The 14,831-nt window shown below is 72.4% G+C and carries 22 protein-coding genes and 1 pseudogene; 11 read left to right on the top strand and 12 right to left on the bottom strand.

The genetic code is table 11. The features are described 5' to 3' along the window. Window positions 1–7 precede the first annotated feature (7 nt). Together ABZ312_RS05415 and ABZ312_RS05410 are read right to left on the bottom strand one after the other, a co-directional pair. A complete protein-coding gene (locus ABZ312_RS05415; protein WP_500326578.1) occupies window positions 8–568 on the bottom strand; it encodes a phage tail tube protein in 561 nt (186 codons plus the stop codon). 83 nt (window positions 569–651) lie between these two features. Beyond that, window positions 652–1,056 carry a phage tail termination protein gene (locus tag ABZ312_RS05410; protein ID WP_499513562.1) on the bottom strand — a complete coding sequence of 135 codons (405 nt, stop codon included), beginning with the start codon at window positions 1,054–1,056 and terminating at the stop codon, window positions 652–654. A gap of 302 nt (window positions 1,057–1,358) precedes the next feature. Here ABZ312_RS05410 and ABZ312_RS05405 point away from each other — a divergent pair, with 302 nt between their 5' ends. Then, the gene (locus ABZ312_RS05405) at window positions 1,359–1,796 is read left to right on the top strand and encodes a hypothetical protein (protein WP_500326576.1); all 438 of its coding nucleotides are present in this window, start codon (window positions 1,359–1,361) and stop codon (window positions 1,794–1,796) included. A 79-nt stretch (window positions 1,797–1,875) separates the two neighbouring features. Here ABZ312_RS05405 and ABZ312_RS05400 read toward each other — a convergent pair whose 3' ends face one another. Genes ABZ312_RS05400 through ABZ312_RS05390 form a run of 3 tightly spaced genes read right to left on the bottom strand, consistent with a single transcriptional unit; the run spans window position 1,876 to window position 3,010 of the window. Further along, on the bottom strand, window positions 1,876–2,091 hold the full coding sequence (locus ABZ312_RS05400; RefSeq protein ID WP_500326574.1) for a hypothetical protein: 216 nt from the start codon (window positions 2,089–2,091) through the stop codon (window positions 1,876–1,878). Then, complete coding sequence (locus ABZ312_RS05395) at window positions 2,088–2,783, bottom strand: hypothetical protein (protein WP_500436538.1); 696 nt, start codon at window positions 2,781–2,783, stop codon at window positions 2,088–2,090. The genes ABZ312_RS05400 and ABZ312_RS05395 overlap by 4 nt, the downstream gene beginning before the upstream one ends. A gap of 38 nt (window positions 2,784–2,821) precedes the next feature. Further along, a complete protein-coding gene (locus tag ABZ312_RS05390; protein ID WP_500326571.1) occupies window positions 2,822–3,010 on the bottom strand; it encodes a hypothetical protein in 189 nt (62 codons plus the stop codon). A gap of 310 nt (window positions 3,011–3,320) precedes the next feature. Here ABZ312_RS05390 and ABZ312_RS05385 point away from each other — a divergent pair, with 310 nt between their 5' ends. After that, window positions 3,321–3,770 carry a helix-turn-helix domain-containing protein gene (locus ABZ312_RS05385; protein ID WP_500436536.1) on the top strand — a complete coding sequence of 150 codons (450 nt, stop codon included), beginning with the start codon at window positions 3,321–3,323 and terminating at the stop codon, window positions 3,768–3,770. Window positions 3,771–3,773: 3 nt separating this feature from the next. Here ABZ312_RS05385 and ABZ312_RS05380 read toward each other — a convergent pair whose 3' ends face one another. Both ABZ312_RS05380 and ABZ312_RS05375 read right to left on the bottom strand, forming a co-directional pair. Beyond that, entirely contained in the window at window positions 3,774–4,217 is a 444-nt protein-coding gene (locus ABZ312_RS05380) for a DUF4234 domain-containing protein (RefSeq protein WP_500326569.1), read from the bottom strand. A 144-nt stretch (window positions 4,218–4,361) separates the two neighbouring features. Next, the gene (locus ABZ312_RS05375; RefSeq protein WP_500326567.1) at window positions 4,362–4,889 is read right to left on the bottom strand and encodes a MarR family winged helix-turn-helix transcriptional regulator; all 528 of its coding nucleotides are present in this window, start codon (window positions 4,887–4,889) and stop codon (window positions 4,362–4,364) included. Between the two features lie 68 nt (window positions 4,890–4,957). On the opposite strand from ABZ312_RS05375, the gene ABZ312_RS05370 reads away from it, so the two are divergent. The 4 genes from ABZ312_RS05370 to ABZ312_RS05355 all read left to right on the top strand — a co-directional run bounded on the left by ABZ312_RS05370 (window position 4,958) and on the right by ABZ312_RS05355 (window position 8,025). After that, complete coding sequence (locus ABZ312_RS05370; protein ID WP_500326565.1) at window positions 4,958–6,211, top strand: MFS transporter; 1,254 nt, start codon at window positions 4,958–4,960, stop codon at window positions 6,209–6,211. 143 nt (window positions 6,212–6,354) lie between these two features. Then, entirely contained in the window at window positions 6,355–6,765 is a 411-nt protein-coding gene (locus ABZ312_RS05365; RefSeq protein ID WP_500326563.1) for a hypothetical protein, read from the top strand. Between the two features lie 5 nt (window positions 6,766–6,770). Further along, window positions 6,771–7,307: a thiol-disulfide oxidoreductase DCC family protein gene (locus tag ABZ312_RS05360; protein WP_500436534.1), complete on the top strand. Its 537-nt coding sequence runs from the start codon at window positions 6,771–6,773 to the stop codon at window positions 7,305–7,307. Between the two features lie 10 nt (window positions 7,308–7,317). Beyond that, window positions 7,318–8,025 (top strand): TetR/AcrR family transcriptional regulator, encoded by a 708-nt coding sequence (locus tag ABZ312_RS05355; protein ID WP_500436532.1) that lies wholly within the window; start codon window positions 7,318–7,320, stop codon window positions 8,023–8,025. Between the two features lie 48 nt (window positions 8,026–8,073). On the opposite strand, the gene ABZ312_RS05350 is transcribed toward ABZ312_RS05355, so the two are convergent. The 3 genes from ABZ312_RS05350 to ABZ312_RS05340 all read right to left on the bottom strand — a co-directional run bounded on the left by ABZ312_RS05350 (window position 8,074) and on the right by ABZ312_RS05340 (window position 10,080). Further along, window positions 8,074–8,478: an ATP-binding protein gene (locus ABZ312_RS05350; protein WP_500326825.1), complete on the bottom strand. Its 405-nt coding sequence runs from the start codon at window positions 8,476–8,478 to the stop codon at window positions 8,074–8,076. A 118-nt stretch (window positions 8,479–8,596) separates the two neighbouring features. After that, window positions 8,597–9,835, bottom strand: coding sequence for a metallophosphoesterase (locus ABZ312_RS05345; protein WP_500436530.1), 1,239 nt, complete (start codon window positions 9,833–9,835; stop codon window positions 8,597–8,599). Further along, window positions 9,832–10,080, bottom strand: coding sequence for an SCO4848 family membrane protein (locus tag ABZ312_RS05340; RefSeq protein ID WP_018561248.1), 249 nt, complete (start codon window positions 10,078–10,080; stop codon window positions 9,832–9,834). The genes ABZ312_RS05345 and ABZ312_RS05340 overlap by 4 nt, the downstream gene beginning before the upstream one ends. 185 nt (window positions 10,081–10,265) lie before the next feature. On the opposite strand from ABZ312_RS05340, the gene ABZ312_RS05335 reads away from it, so the two are divergent. The 3 genes from ABZ312_RS05335 to ABZ312_RS05325 all read left to right on the top strand — a co-directional run bounded on the left by ABZ312_RS05335 (window position 10,266) and on the right by ABZ312_RS05325 (window position 12,748). Further along, on the top strand, window positions 10,266–11,780 hold the full coding sequence (locus ABZ312_RS05335) for a D-alanyl-D-alanine carboxypeptidase family protein (RefSeq protein ID WP_500436528.1): 1,515 nt from the start codon (window positions 10,266–10,268) through the stop codon (window positions 11,778–11,780). 297 nt (window positions 11,781–12,077) lie between these two features. Continuing rightward, entirely contained in the window at window positions 12,078–12,296 is a 219-nt protein-coding gene (locus ABZ312_RS05330; protein ID WP_500326555.1) for a hypothetical protein, read from the top strand. 65 nt (window positions 12,297–12,361) lie between these two features. Further along, on the top strand, window positions 12,362–12,748 hold the full coding sequence (locus ABZ312_RS05325) for a DoxX family protein (RefSeq protein WP_500326553.1): 387 nt from the start codon (window positions 12,362–12,364) through the stop codon (window positions 12,746–12,748). Here ABZ312_RS05325 and ABZ312_RS05320 read toward each other — a convergent pair. Then, complete coding sequence (locus ABZ312_RS05320) at window positions 12,717–12,920, bottom strand: DUF397 domain-containing protein (RefSeq protein WP_500326551.1); 204 nt, start codon at window positions 12,918–12,920, stop codon at window positions 12,717–12,719. The two genes, ABZ312_RS05325 and ABZ312_RS05320, sit on opposite strands and share 32 nt — an antisense overlap. After that, a pseudogene (locus tag ABZ312_RS05315) lies at window positions 12,917–13,700 on the bottom strand (helix-turn-helix domain-containing protein). Before ABZ312_RS05315 ends, ABZ312_RS05320 begins: the two are co-directional and overlap by 4 nt. Window positions 13,701–13,797: 97 nt before the next feature. On the opposite strand from ABZ312_RS05315, the gene ABZ312_RS05310 reads away from it, so the two are divergent. Together ABZ312_RS05310 and ABZ312_RS05305 are read left to right on the top strand one after the other, a co-directional pair. Continuing rightward, window positions 13,798–14,280, top strand: a complete 483-nt coding sequence (locus ABZ312_RS05310; protein WP_500436526.1) for an ATP-binding protein — start codon at window positions 13,798–13,800, stop codon at window positions 14,278–14,280. Next, complete coding sequence (locus ABZ312_RS05305) at window positions 14,256–14,828, top strand: 3'-5' exonuclease (RefSeq protein WP_500326545.1); 573 nt, start codon at window positions 14,256–14,258, stop codon at window positions 14,826–14,828. Before ABZ312_RS05310 ends, ABZ312_RS05305 begins: the two co-directional genes overlap by 25 nt. The last annotated feature ends 3 nt before the right edge of the window (window positions 14,829–14,831 follow it).

Raw genomic sequence — 14,831 nt, 5'->3', positions numbered from 1 at the left:
GGGGCGTCTACGCGTAGGAGGCGTCCTTCATGAGGATGGTGGCCAGCGGCTTGACGTCGTCCACGGCGAGCGCGGTGAAGGTGACGCCGAGCTTGACCGACGAGGTGCGGTTGAGCGTGATCTCCTCGGTCTCGGTCACCTGGCCGCGCGGGATCACGAAGCGGTACGTGACGTTGGCGCCGTCGCTGAACTCGATGCCCATCGCCTTCTCGTTGAACTTCGGCGCGCCCGCCAGGTCGTACTTCCACTCCGTGCCGGAGGCGGCCACGGCGTCGCCGCCCATGAAGAAGGGCAGGGTGTCCTCGTTGAGCTGCAGCAGCTGGAACTTCACGCTCAGGTCGCGGTCGGAGTAGATGAACCGCGCCGGGCTGACGGACTGCCAGGTCTCGACCGGGTCGAGCTTGTCCTTCTTGTTGAACTTGATGCCGTCGGGCGAGGTGTAGCCGAGGTCCTTCCAGGCGGCCGCCCAGGCGACGACGGTGTCGGCCGGGGCGGCGGTGCCGACGGGGGCGACGAGGATGCGGCCGGTGCCGGCGACGCGGATCTCGGAAGAGTTGTTGCCTGCCATGCTGGACTCCTTGTCGGGGATGCGGACATGACGAAGGCCCCGCCGGACGGCAGGGCCTGATCAGGGGTGGGCGCCGGGGACGCTCAGGCGGGCCGGATGTACAGCCGCGTCGTGGAGTAGTAGCGGTTCGCGGCGGCCCGGTTCCAGTCGGGCAGCCAGCGCGGGCCGTCGGCCTCGACGACGTCGGTGACGACGGCCGTCCCGTAGGTCGTGGCCCGCAGAGCCTGCACGGCGGACCGGGCGGACAGGGCCAGGGTGTGGGCGGCCGTCTTGGTCGGGCCGTAGACCTCCAGGTCGACCAGCGGCTGGTCCAGGTGCGCGTCGTCGATCCAGGCCCCTCCCGCGCGGGAGACCAGCACGACCGGCTGGGTGCCGTCGAAGCCGGCGGGCGCGGCGTTGTCGACGGTCGCTCCGGTCAGTTCGGGGCGGGCCTTCAGGAAGTCGACGACCAGCTTCTCCACATCGGGGAAGACGGGCGGACTGGGCAAGGGTTTCTGCTCCCTTCGGACGGTGGCGGCGGCTTCGCGGTGCGAGCGGTGGGCCGCCGTCCAGCACGAAGCGGCGGTCCGTCACCCGGTCCCGGGCACAGCTCCGCCGCTGCATCCATCGTGACTGATTGCGCTCGCGCTCGCAACTTGAATCCTCTCCGCAATGGCTGGATCCGTGGCCCGAAGCGTGCCGCCCGAGGATTGGCGGCACCCGAAAGTGGTGAACACGTGTTTGAAGGACGTCTGGGTCCGGCGACGCTCGACTGCCGCTCGGCACCAGGGGGCAACGGGGAGGGAGTGCCGTGCCAGGCACGGAGGACATGCACGAACCGGTGGAGCACCGGGCGCGGGAGCGCACGCAGGAACACGCACAGGAACAGACCCGGCCGGCCGCTCCGCCAGCCGCCCGGACGCTGACGGAGGAGGAGGCCCGAGGGCTCATCGAGGAGATCGTCCAGGCCTGCCTGCCCGAGGGTCTCGTGGCGGTCACCCACTCCCACCTGGAGGAAATCACTCTGCGCGCCTACGCCCACGGCTGGCAGGACGCGATGGGCCAGTACGAGGAGGAAGCGGAGACGGAGCGGGAGAACGGCGTCGCCCGTCCCCGGCCCGGGGACTTTCCACGGCTCGTGAGCCCGGCGCCCGACACGGCGTCCGCCCCGCCGGGACCGGCGCCGGCTCCCCGGCCGCGGCGCCCGCGCCGTCCGCCCCGGGGTCTGCCGGGGGCGGGCATGACCTGAGGCCGGCCGGTCCCCGGACATGACGCCGCCCCGCGCACCTCCTCGGGTACGCGGGGCCATGCAGGGAGTTGTCGTGACGTCAGGCGCGCCGCGTGGGCGCTTTCCGGCCACGCGCCACCCGCTCGGCGGCGAACACGTCCTCCAGCCGGTACAGGCTCGCCCGGCCGCTGCGGCCGGCCGCGGCCAGGTGCCCGAGCTGCACCCACTTGCGGACCGTGGCCGGGACGACCCCCGTCTCCCGTGCGGCGGACTCGCCGTTGATCAGCGTCGGGCCGGGGTACCGCGCGCCGTTCACATGGCCTCCCGGTCCACCAGGCCGGCGATCGCCGCGGGATCCAGGGGAAGTTGCCCCCATGCGGTCTCGGCCCAGGTGTGACGGTGCGCGGAGTCGTCCGCGCAGCCGCAGTCCTCGTCGGTGCAGCGGCACCCGGGGTTCACGCAGAGCACGGCCCTGCGGGCGGGAAGGGCCCGCAACGAGACCGAGTCGCACCAGGGGCAGCGTCCGTCCACCCGGACCAGGACCTCGGTCTCCCCCAGCACCGCACCGCAGCGGCGGGCCATGCGCCGGCATTCGTCGAGGACGTGCGCGGCCAGGACGGGATGCTCGGCGACCCGGTCGAGCAGGCCCGCGATCCGGCCCAGCCGCTCGGGGACGGGGGCGCGGCGGGCACGGCCGAGGCCGAGCTTGTCCCGGACGGCCTCCTCCAGTTCGACGACGCCGTCGGTGATGTCCCGCAGGGCGTCGGACACATGGAGCCGCAGCGGTGCGGCGCCCCCGCCGAGCACCCACTCGCGGTCGGTCCGCTCCTCCCGGTCGCGTTCCGCGAGCGACCGCAGCGCCTGCGGTGTGAGGGGGTCCCTGGACGCGGCCGAGGAGCCGGGACTTCCGGGAACGAGTTCGCGGACGAGCTCGGGGAACTGGCGCCGGAGGATGTCGAGCCACCGGACGGCCCGGGCGGTGTGCTCGGTGGCGAGGTTGCAGGTCACTTGACGATTCCTTTCGTTGCGGACGGCGGTCCCGGGACTCACGCGGACAGGCCGGGCGCCGGCGCCGGCGCGATCACCCGGCCGTTGCGCCACAGGCGGCCCGCGCAGACGCCGTCGAACCAGTTGCGCTCGGGGTCGACGACCTCCTCGCACACCGCGCGGATCGGGCACCGGCCGCAGGCGAGCAGCGCCGGCAGCGCCTCCCGGGCGTGCCGGGCGAAGACCACGGAGGGCGGCAGACCGGCACAGGCGGGGGCTTGCGGGGGCTGAGGTTCACAGGGGGAACGTAAGGACACGACGGTCGGACCCTCCGACGGTTGACGTTGTAAATTCGAACATACTTTCGCATGTTGCGAACGCGCACGCAACAAATTTGTTCCCGGCGCAGGCCTGTGACACATACCTCCGGAATATGCCCGGCACCCCGTGGACCTGGGCGTCCTGAACACGGGATCTTCACCGATGCGATCGCGCAACGGTACATTTCGTGCGCGCACGCTGGTTATCGTGAAGAAGCGAGAGGGAGGAGCCCCACAGGTGCCGAGCGATGCCGACCACATCGAAGACTTCGCCGACTGGATCGAAGGCCTCATGCGCGGCCGGGGGTACGACATCGACAGCCCGCGCGGGGGCGGCAAGTCGAAGCTCGCGGACGACGCCGGGGTGCACCGCGCCGCCATCACACGGCTCCTGCAGCGGCAGAGCATGCCGGATCTGGAGACGATGCGCGGGCTCGCCCGTGCGCTCGGCATCCCCGTGCGCGACGTGCTCGTCCGGTCGGGCAAGCTGAGCGAGGACGACCTTCCCCGGCTGGACGTCCACGCTTCGGGCGCCGGCCCCGCGGGACCTCGGATGACCGCCGCGCAGGCGGCGGACGCCCTGGGCATCCCCGACCACCTGAAGGCGGCGTTCATCCAGGTGACGGAGCAGTTCACGCGCCCCGACCGCGCCGCGGACCTGGGAGCGGGGGACCGCGCGACGGGCTGAGCGTCAGTTGCGGGCGACCCAGACCTGGTTGAGCTGCTCCTGGTAGTAGAAGGACGTCAGCCCGAACGCGGGGGCCAGCAGCAGCCCCTTGAGGCCGGAGACCGTGTCGTGGAGGCCCGCGCGGCGCTGGGCGCGGGCGATGCGGCAGCCGGTGTTGTAGAGCGAGACGACGGCGGGCACGAGCAGCAGCGCGCCCAGGCTGATGGCGAGCACCGCGAGGGCGGGCCGGACCTTGATGCCGGGGTCGAACTCCCGCAGTTCCTTGTTGGCCCGGTAGTACCACACGAGCCAGTACACGCCGAAGGTGAGGGGCCCCAGGAGCCAGACGGCCCCGGGGCGGCGCATGTCGCCGGACGGCGTGGCGAGTCCCACGCCCCCGGAGACGGGGAAGCCCGGGAAGGGTCCCCGCGGGTAGGAGAGGGTCCGGTAGCGGTCCTCGTCGAACATGCTGCCCCCAGGTCGGGCCTTCGGCCGTGGACGGAGCGGTTGCGTGCCGAAGAGAAGGTAAAGCTACTCGGCGGTTCGGCGGCCTGTCAGCGGGGAACGCTCACAAATTTCGCACAGGATGTCGGATCTTCCCGGATCCTGTGTTCAGCCGTCCTCCGCCACCACCATGACGCGTCGCAGCAGGTCGGAGAGGTACCGGCGTTCGTCGGCGTCGAGGGTCCCCAGCAGCCGGTACTCCTCGTGGCCGAGGACGTCCATGGCGCCGAGCCAGGTGGCGCGGCCGTCGTCGGTGAGCTCGACGTCGACGCGCCGGCGGTCGGCGGTGGAGTGGGTGCGCCGGACGTGGCCGCGGGCCTCCAGCGCGTCGAGGCGGCCGGTGACGGACGCGGGGGCCAGGTCGAGGTCCGCGGCGAGTTCGGACGGGGCGGCGCGGCCGCCGCGCCCGGCGAGGGCGTGCAGGGTGTCGAACTCGTGCCGCTGCAGGCCGAAGTCGACCAGCGACTGTTCGCGGACCTTGCGCAGGTGGCTGGTGACGAGCTTCATGCGGGTGACGGCGCCCTCGATGTCGGGGTCGAGGTCCGGCAGGAGGGGCAGCCAGCGCTCCACGTGCCCGTCGGTCCAGTCCCGTTCCACCGGGGCTCCCACGGTGCCGGCGTCGGCGTCTGCGTCCATGGGCCGAATCCTACGGCGCAGTATATTTCGGTGGCGAATGATTCGGCACCGAAATACATTGCGGTGCCATGACACCCACGCATCCCCTCCGGCTCCGCGGCTTCCGGCTGCTGTTCGCCGGACGCACGCTGTCCCTGCTCGGCGACGGGGTCGTGCCCGCCGCACTGGTCATCGCCGTGACCAGGGCGACCGGCGACGTCTCGGCCCTCGCCCTCGTCCTGGCCTGCGCAATGGTGCCCAAGCTGCTGCTCCTGCCGCTCGGAGGGGTGGTCGCGGACCGCTTCGACGCCCGGCGCGTGGCGCTCCTCACCGACCTCGTACGCTGCGCCGCCCAGCTCTTCGTCGGGCTGGAACTGCTCGGCGGCGACCCGTCGCTGGCGCCCATCGCGCTCGCCGAGGCGGTGGGCGGCACCGCCTCGGCGTTCGCGATGCCGACCCAGTCGCCGCTGGTCGCCGGCACGGTGACCGACGGGGCGGCACGGCAGCGGGCCAACGCCCTGATGGGCGTGGCGAACAGTGCGACCCGGCTGTGCGGACCGGCCCTGGCCGCGGCGCTGATCTGGGCCGCCGGGCCCGGCCTGGCCTTCGTGCTGGACGCGGCCTCCTTCGCGGTGAGCGCCGCGCTCCTGGCGGTGCTGCGGATCGAGCGGACGCCGCTGCCGCGCGCGTCGATGCTCGCGGACCTCAAGGAGGGCTGGAGCGAGGTCCGTTCCCGCGACTGGTACTGGACGAGCCTGGTCGCGCACGCCATGTGGAACGGGGCCGCCGCGGTCCTGACCACCCTCGGTCCGGCCGTCGCGATCCACCGGCTCGGCGGCGAGGGCGTGTGGTTCTGGGTCCTGGAGGCCGGGGCGGTCGGCCTCGTCCTCGGCTCCCTGCTGGCCGCGCGGGCCCGTCCCCGCCGTCCCGTGCTCGTGGCCAACCTGGGCCTGGCGACGTACGCGCTGCCGCTGGTCCTGCTGGCCGTCGCCGCACCGGCCCCGCTGCTCGTCGCGGCCTACGGCCTGGCGCTGGCCGCGCTCGGCTACCTCAACCCGGTCTGGGAGACGGTCGTCCAACAGCAGGTGCCGCCGCAGGCACTGGCCCGGGTGACCTCGTACGACTGGCTGCTGTCGCTCGCCGCGATGCCCGTGGGCTACGCACTGGCCCCGCTCGCCGCGAACCTGTGGGGCTCGGCGGTCCCGCTGGCGGTGTCGGCGGCGCTGGTGGCGGCCGCCTGCCTGGCGACCGCGGCGGTGCCGGCGGTGCGGGCGATCGGGACCCAGGTCCGCGCGGAGCCGGCCGCGCCCGCTCCATCCGCCGACCGGACGGCGAAGGGCTGACGGCGGAGGGCCGGCGGCGGAGGGCTGCGGCGCACTGCCCCACGCCCCCTGCGGGCCACCGCACTTGTCGCTTGAACATGTTCAAAAACAGGTCTACAGTCATCGGCAACGGGTTTTGAACACGTTCGAAAAGGGTGGGACCCATGGACCTCACGGTCGTCGCATACGTCATCTACCTGCTCGTCAGCGTTGCGCTGACGGTGTGGGTGGCCCGGACCCTCAGCCGGGCCGGCAAGGTCTTCCTCGAAGACGTGCTCCACGGCAACGAGAAGCTGGCCGACGCCGTCAACCACCTTCTGGTGGTCGGCTTCTACCTCGTGAACCTCGGCTTCGTGGCGCTGTACCTGAAGAACGCCGACCGGGTCGGGAACGCCCGCGAACTCTTCGAGGCGCTGTCGGTCAAGCTCGGTGTCGTCCTGCTCGTCCTCGGGGTGCTGCACCTGTGCAACGTGTACGTGCTCAACAAGATCCGCCGCCGGGGCGTCATGGACCGCGAGCAGATCCCGCCCGTCCGCCCGCAGGGCTGGACCGCCCCCGCGCAGCCGGGCGCGTGACGGCGATGGACCGCACCCCAGCGACCGGGGCCGCTCCGGCGGCCCCGGTGCCGGTCCGCCTGCTGACCGTCCTGTACGACCCGGACTGCTCGCTCTGCTCATTCGTCCGCCGCTGGCTGGAGCGCCAGCGGCAGATCGTGCCGCTGGACCTCGTCCCGGTCGGCTCCGAAGAGGCCCGCCGCCGCTTCCCGGAGCTGGACCACGCCGCGACCCTGCGCGAGATCACCGTCGTCGGGGACTCCGGACAGGTCTACCGCGACGACGCCGCCTGGCTGGTCTGCCTGTGGGCCCTGGCCGAGTACCGGCCGATGGCGCACCGCCTCAGCACCCGCGCCGGAGCGCCCGTCGCCCGGGCCGCCGTGCTCGCCGCCGCCCGCTACCGCGAGGCGCAGTGGGGCGGCGGGGCCGCCGCGACGGGCTGGGGCGGCCGGGTCTACCCCAGCGGCGAGGGCTGGTCCTACGACCCCAAGGACGGCTGGACGCACCGTGCCCCGGGCGCCGTCCCGGACGCCTGCGCGGACGGCTGCGCCCCGCCCGGTTAGGCTCACGGACGTGGAAGAAGCACCCCCCGGCACGACCCCCGGGGCACCCCGGCCCCCCAAGAGCGAGCAGACGCGCGCCCTGATCCTCGAGACGGCCATGCGGCTGTTCGAGGAACGGGGCTACGACAAGACGACGATGCGCGCCATCGCCAAGGAGGCCGGGGTCTCGGTCGGCAACGCCTACTACTACTTCGCGGGGAAGGAACACCTCGTCCAGGGCTTCTACGACCGCCTCGCCGCCGAGCACGCGGCCGCCGTCCAGGGCCTCCTGGACGGCGGCGGGGACAGGGACCTGGCGGTGCGGCTGCTCACCGTCATGACCTCCTGGATCGACGTGGCACGCCCCTACCACCAGTTCGCCGCGCAGTTCTTCAAGAACGCCGCCGACCCGGCGAGCCCGCTCAGCCCCTTCTCCCCCGAGTCGCACCCGGCCCGCGACGCCGCCATCTCCATCCACGAACGGGTGCTCTCCGGCTCCGACATCAAGGTCGACGCCGAACTGGCCGAGGTGCTGCCCGAGCTGATGTGGATGTACCAGATGGGCATCGTCGTCTACTGGGTCTTCGACCACTCCCCCGACACCGAGCGCACCCGCCGGCTGGTCGCGCGGACCGCTCCGCTGGGCGCGCGGATCCTCAGGCTCTCCCGCTACCGGCTGCTGCGGCCGATCGTGCGTGAGATCCGCGAGCTGCTCTCGGAGTTCCTCTTCCGGCGCTGAGCCGGCCCGCCGCTCCACCTCCCCCACCGGTCGTACGGAGCACCCCCGTCAGCCCGCGGCGGGCTCGGCCAGCACCGCCCAGACCGTCTTGCCGTACCGGCCGCGCTCCCGGACGCCCCAGGTGTCCGAGAGCGCCTGCACCAGCCGCAGACCGCGCCCCGACTCGTCACCGTCCCCCGCGTCGCGCGGCACGGGGCGGGACTGCGCATCGCCGTCGGAGACCTCGACGACGCACGAACCGTCGCTGTGGACGGTCACCGCCACCTCGAACTCCCGCTCCAGGAGGGGACTGTGCCGTACGGCGTTGGTCGCCAGCTCCGACACGACCAGGACGACCGACTCGACGGTCCCGCCTTCCTGCTCCCAGCCCTCCAGGTGATCACGTACCCGGTGCCGGGCCAGCCCGACCGACGTCGGGTGCCGGGGCAGCCGGAACGCACTGCGCCTCATCAGGTCACTCTCCCCATGAGCGAACGCCCCCCTTCCGTTGCGCCATCCCTTACCAGTTTCGGCGCGGGGAATGCGCTCCGTGTCGGATTGTTCCCACTCGGTGAGAACTTTCCGGCCACATTCAGGCGCGCGGTGAGGCGAGGGTCACGATCGTGATGTCCGAGGGCGCGCCCACGCGGACCGGCGGGCCCCAGGCCCCCGCGCCACGGGTCACGTACAGCTGGGTGTCGCCGTAGCTCTCCAGGCCGGCCACCGTGGGATTGGCCAGTTCCGCGATGTAGTTGCCGGGCCACAGCTGCCCGCCGTGGGTGTGTCCGGACAACTGCAGGTCGACGTGGTGCCGGACCGCCTCGTGGATCATCACCGGCTGGTGGGCGAGGAGCACGACCGCCCGCGCGGTGTCCCGGTCGCCGAGCGCCTTGGTGTAGTCGGGGGCGTGGTCGTGGTCCGCGCCGCTGATGTCGTTGACCCCGGCCAGGTCGAAGCCGGCGAGTTCGGTGCGGGCGTTCTCCAGCGGGTGGACGCCCAGGTCGCGCACGAAGTCGATCCAGGGTGCGGCCCCGGAGAAGTACTCGTGGTTGCCGGTGACGAAAAAGCTCCCGTCCCGCGCCCGGAGCCGGGCCAGCGGCTCCGCCGCGGCGCCCAGTTCCGGCACCGAGCCGTCGACCAGGTCGCCGACGATGGTGACGAGGTCCGGGCGGGCCCCGTTGATCGTGTCCACGATCCGCTGGGTGTGCGCCTTGCCGAGGATCGGGCCCAGGTGGATGTCGCTCACCACGGCGATCCGGTAGCCGTCCGCGCTCGCGGGGAGCTTGGCGAGCGGCACGGTGACGTACTTCAGGCGCGGGCCGCGCAGCACTCCGTACGTGCCCTGGCCGACCGTCACCCCCGCGGCCACGGCCGCCGCGGCACCGACCGTACGGGCGACGAACAGCCGCCTCGTCTGCCCGGCGGGTGCGGGCTCCGGCCGCGGCCCGGGATCCGCGGTGTCCTGCCCGGCCGGCTCGGCGGCCCCGGCCTCCCGCGCGTCCCGGGACCGGTCCCTGCGTTCGAGCGCGCCCCGCAGCAGCGGCCGTACGGCCTCACCTGCCAGTACCGCCAGCGTCAGGTACAGCAGCACCGCCAGCCACAGGTAGCCCGGCCAGGCCAGCCAACGCTCGGCCGCCAGCGGCAGCGCCCGCCCGCCGACCAGCGCGCCCAGGCTCAGCAGCGGCAGGACGACCGCCAGGACCGTCCCCGTCCGCCGCCACCAGCCCCCGGGGACGGACACGTCGCGGACCAGCCGTCGCCACAGGTAGTAGTGCACCCCCCCGAGGAGGGCCAGGACGGCCGCGACGACGGCGACCACCACGAGGATCACCGGGCGGCCCGCAGCGCTCTCAGACCGCGGACGCCGAGGACGCCGATCGCGGTGCCCAGCACGAGGGAGGTCACCGCCAGCGTCAGGTGCACCCAGAAGTACGTGGTGGGCGAGCCGTGGTCACCGCCCTCGAAGGCGAGCCCACTGGCGTCCTTCCACAGGTTCTTGACGAACGTCGTCCATACGATCCAGCTCCACACCCCGAAGGCGGTCAGGAACCAGGACACGGGGCGGCTGAGCTTCATGCGACCAGTATGCGGGCCGCCGTGCGGCCCCCTCCCCCGGGGTCGTTCCGCCGCCCGTACCGCGAGCCGCCGACCAAGACGCCCGTGGGCACCGCCCGGTTGCACATCCGGGACGTGGGATCGGTCACGGCCCGATCGGCCCCCCACGCCTGCCGCAGGTCCCGGACGGCCTGTAACTTCTCATCGTGCCGAACTCCTCCCCCCGCGCCGCGCGCCGTTCCGCCCTGGTGCTGTCCGCCCTCGCACTCGCCGGTGGTACGGCCCTGACCGCCGCGCCCGTCGCGCACGCGAAGACCCCGTCCCCCTCCGCGACCCCGACGCCGCCCGCGCAGATGTCGACGGTCGGCGGGGAACGGCTGGGACAGCCCGGCACCCAGGTCAGCCCGCTGACCGGCGCTCCCGCCCTGCCCGAGAAGCTCACCTCGCGGTCGTGGATCGTCTCCGACGCCGAGACCGGGCAGGTGCTGGCCGCCCACAACGCGCATTGGGAGCTGCCGCCCGCCAGCACGCTCAAGATGCTGTTCGCGGACACGGTCCTGCCGAAGCTGGACAAGTCGCAGACCTACCAGGTGCAGCCCTCCGACCTCGACGGCGTGGGCGCGGGCAGCAGCCTCGTGGGCATCAAGGAGAACCTCACCTACACCGTCCACGACCTGTGGCTCGGTGTCTTCCTGCAGTCGGGGAACGACGCCGTCCACGTCCTGTCCTCCATGAACGGCGGCGTGGACGCGACCGTCCTGGAGATGCAGCGCAAGGCCGAGGACCTCCAGGCGGACGACACCACCGTGATCTCCCCCGACGGCTACGACATGCCCGGCCAGGTCTCCTCGGCGTACGACCTGACCCTCTTCGCCCGCGCCGGACTGCAGAACGCGGACTTCCGCGAGTACTGCTCGACCGTGCGCGCCAAGTTCCCCGGCGAGTGGAAGACCGTCAAGGGGAAGAAGGGCAAGAAGGGCACGAAGAAGCGCGGCTCCTTCGAGATACGGAACACCAACCGGCTGCTCTCCGGCGACTACGACCTCGCGACCTACGACGGCATCGCAGGCGTGAAGAACGGCTACACCACCAAGGCGGGCAACACCTTCACCGGTGTCGCGCAGCGCGGCGACCGCACGCTGCTGGTGACCGTCATGCACCCCGGCGAGGGTCACAACATGGCCTACAAGGAGGCCGCGAAGCTGCTCGACTGGGGGTTCCAGGCGGACGGCATGGTGACCCCCGTCGGCACCCTGGTGCCCCCGAAGTCCGCCATCGCGTCGGCCTCGCCCTCACCCTCCGCCTCCCCCGGCAAGCAGGCGCGGGCCCAGGCCGCCCCGCACGCCTCCTCCGGTGGCGGCGGGGCGTGGACCGCCCTCGCGCTCGCCGGCGGCTCCGTCCTGGTCGTCGCCGCCCTGGCCTTCCTCGTACGGCGCCGCTGGCCGCTGCCGCAGCGGACGTCGACGGCAGCCATCCCCGCCCCGACCAAGCCCGGCGACGACGCACCCGCGAAGACCGCCGAGGCGGACACGGAGACGGACGCCGGAAAGGCGGACGCCGCGAAGGCCGACGCCGCGAAGGCCGACGCCGCGAAGGCGGAGGAAGGGCCGAAGGAGGCCACCGAGAAGGCGGACGAGGCGAAGGAGGCGGCCGCGGCGGAGGAAACCGAGCGGGAGACGCCCGCGCCGCAGGACGAAGCCACGGCGGACCGTCCGGCCTGACCGCCGGCCGTCGTGGCCTGATCCGTCACGTCCCGCTTCGCCGGCCGGCGGCGCCCCACGAAGGTCCGCCCGAGCCGGAAGATCGTTCCCGTCGGTCCTGCGGCCGGACTGCGGCCGGTGGCTCCCACCTCCGGCCGCAGTCGTGTCGTGCCACGCGCACATGCCCCCGGCCCGGGGGGCGCTCGACGGCGCACGTGCGGCTCGTGCGCCCACCCCGCTGCGACCGCCCCCTGCCACGCGGGCCGCCCTGCCGGTACCCAGGAACCAGGCAAAGCCGGTACGGGAGGGGAGCACGCCATGGGCATGTTGTCGGTCTTCGGGCTCGTCCTGGGTCTCGTCGCGGTCGCCTACTGTCTCCGCTCGGCACTCCGGGCCAAGACCCCCGCCGGACGCGCCGGATGGTTCATGGCCGCCCCGGCGGCCGTGCTCGCCGGGGTCTACCTCGTGGGCTACATCCTCGTCACCGTGCTGGTGCTGGCCGCCGCGTGGTTCACCGTCGCCCACTTCCTGCGCTGAACCGATGAGTTCCCGGCGGCCGGCCGGTCCACCTCCGCGTACACCCGACACCGGAGGAGACCACGATGACCGCCACCACCACGACCGCCCCGCCCCGCGACCGCAGCCGGGCGAACACCGCCGTGTGGGCGCTGCAGATCCTGCTCGCCCTGTTCTTCGCGCTCGCCAGCGCCACGCCGAAGCTCATCGCGCACTCCTCGGCCGCCGAGAGCTTCGACACCATCGGCTACGGCAACTGGTTCATGTACCTCATCGGCGCCCTCGAACTCGCCGGTGCCATCGGCCTCGTCGTCCCGCGCGTGGCCGGGATCGCCGCGGTGGCCTTCATCGGACTGATGGCCGGCGCGTTCACCTTCCAGGTCGTCTACTTCGACGGCAAGAACGCGGCCACGCCCATCGTCATCGCAGCCCTGATGGGGGTCATCGCCTGGCGTCGTCTGCGCCGCGCGTGACCGCGTACGCCACGAAGTCCGCCCACGCGCCGGGCGTGAACGTCAGCCGGGCCCCGACCCGGTCCTTGGAGTCCCGCACCAGGACCGCGCCGCGGCCGAACGCGACCTCGACGCAGGCGCCGCCCTCGGAATTGCTGTAGCTGGACGTGAACCACACGAGCCCGTCGGTCATGGCCTCTCCGCCAAGTCTTCGATGAACCGCGCGGACTCCTCGGGGCCGAGGGCCTGGCGGGTGATCATGTCGTGGCGCCGCATGACGATACTGACCCGCGCCGGGTCCGCATAGAGGACTCCTGTGGTCTGCCCCTCCTCGTAGACGAGGTGCTGGTGCTCGGCGGTCTCCAGCAACACGAACGGGCCGTGCAAGCCGGGATGAAGGCCCCGCTCCGCGGGCATGACCTGAATGGTGACGTTCCGGGTCCGCCCCCGCACCAGCAACGTCCGCAGCTGCTCCCGGTGTGCGCCGGGATCCGCGAAGGAGCGCAGCGCAGACTCCTCGATCACGAAGCTGAACGAGCGGGTTCGGTTGTCCAGCATCAACTGGCGTTCCAGCCGCGCCGTCACCCGTTCTTCGAGCGTCTCCTCGTCAAGCGGTGGCCAATGGGACGAGAGCAACGTGCGCACGTACGCCTCGCATTGGAGGAGCCCCGGGATGTACTGGCTCTCGTACCAGTTGACGGCGATCGCCTCGGCCTCGTACCGCATGTAGTCCCGGGCGTAGGTCGGGTACTTCTCCGGGGCGAGGAACGCCTCCGCCGCCGTGAGTTTGCCCTGTGCCCCGCACAGCCCGTCGGCGATCTGGAGCAGCCGCTGCGTCGGGCGGCGGCGCCCCTGCTCCATCGACTTGACGGTCTCGTAGCCGTACCCCGCCTCGTCGGCCAGTTGCTCGCGCGTGACGCCGGCGTGTTCGCGCCAGAGCTTGACCCTGGTTGCCGCAGTACCGCCACGCCATCGGGGGCGGGGACACCTCACTGGCCACTCGGGTACAACCACCCTCCGTACTCGCGCCGCTACTCCCGACGGTACGCCACGACCTGCACTTTTGAGCCATGGACGAGACAACTCCCCCTGCCGAGTGGTGGCTTTCGCGCCACTCGCGCAGCGTCGGGCGGGCGCGGGCCAGGCTGCGGGAACAGGCCCTCGTGTGGGGCCTCGACGCCGAGGCGACGGACACCGCGGTCCTGCTGCTGAGCGAGTTGATGGGCAACGCCGTCCGCCACGCGCGGGTCCCACCGGACCGGCGGATCGCCGCTCGCGCCGCCCTGGCCTCGGGGACCCTGCGGGTGGAGGTCTGCGACGCCGGCGACGACCCGCCCGTAGCGCGGCAGGCGTCGGCGACGGACGAGTCGGGACGCGGGCTGGCGCTCGTGGAGTTGCTCGCCGACGCCTGGAACGTTCAACCTCGGCCGTACGGCATCGGTAAAACGGTCTGGTTCGAACTCAGAGTGACAAAACCATCCGTAAACAGTAGTGACCAGTGGCCTGATCTCGACGTAGGGTTCGCGCCATGGACAGTGACCTGGGACTCCTGAACGTCATCGACGTCGAGGCGACGTGCTGGGACGGCGAGCCGCCGCAAGGCTCGGTGAGCGAGATCATCGAGATCGGGCTGACCGTCGTGGACCTCGTCGCGGGCGAGCGCGTCGCCCGCCACCGCGTCCTCGTACGGCCCGCGCGCTCCGCCGTGAGCCCCTTCTGCACGCAACTGACCGGCCTGACGCAGGCCGAGGTGGACTCGGGCCTGGACTTCGCGGACGCGTGCAAGCTGCTCGCCGTCGAGCACCGGGCGGGGTCGCGGGCGTGGGCGAGCTGGGGCGATTACGACCGTCACCAGTTCAACCGGCAGTGCCGGGCGACCGGTACGACGTACCCCTTCGGCGGCCGGCACATCAACGTCAAGACGCTCTTCACCCAGGCCCACCGCCTCACCAAGCGCCCCGGCATGGCGGAGGCGCTCCGGCTCGTCGGGCTGCCCCTCGAAGGCCGCCACCACCGCGGCGAGGACGACGCGTGGAACATCGCCGCCCTCGTCGTGGACCTGGCGCGCCGGGGCGCCTGGCCTGCGACACCGGCCTACTGACGG

It is taken from the genome of Streptomyces sp. NPDC006207 (assembly GCF_040613835.1).
GTDB lineage: Bacteria > Actinomycetota > Actinomycetes > Streptomycetales > Streptomycetaceae > Actinacidiphila.
Note: the sequence above shows the minus strand (reverse complement) of the source record. Positions and strands in the feature narration are given on the sequence as shown.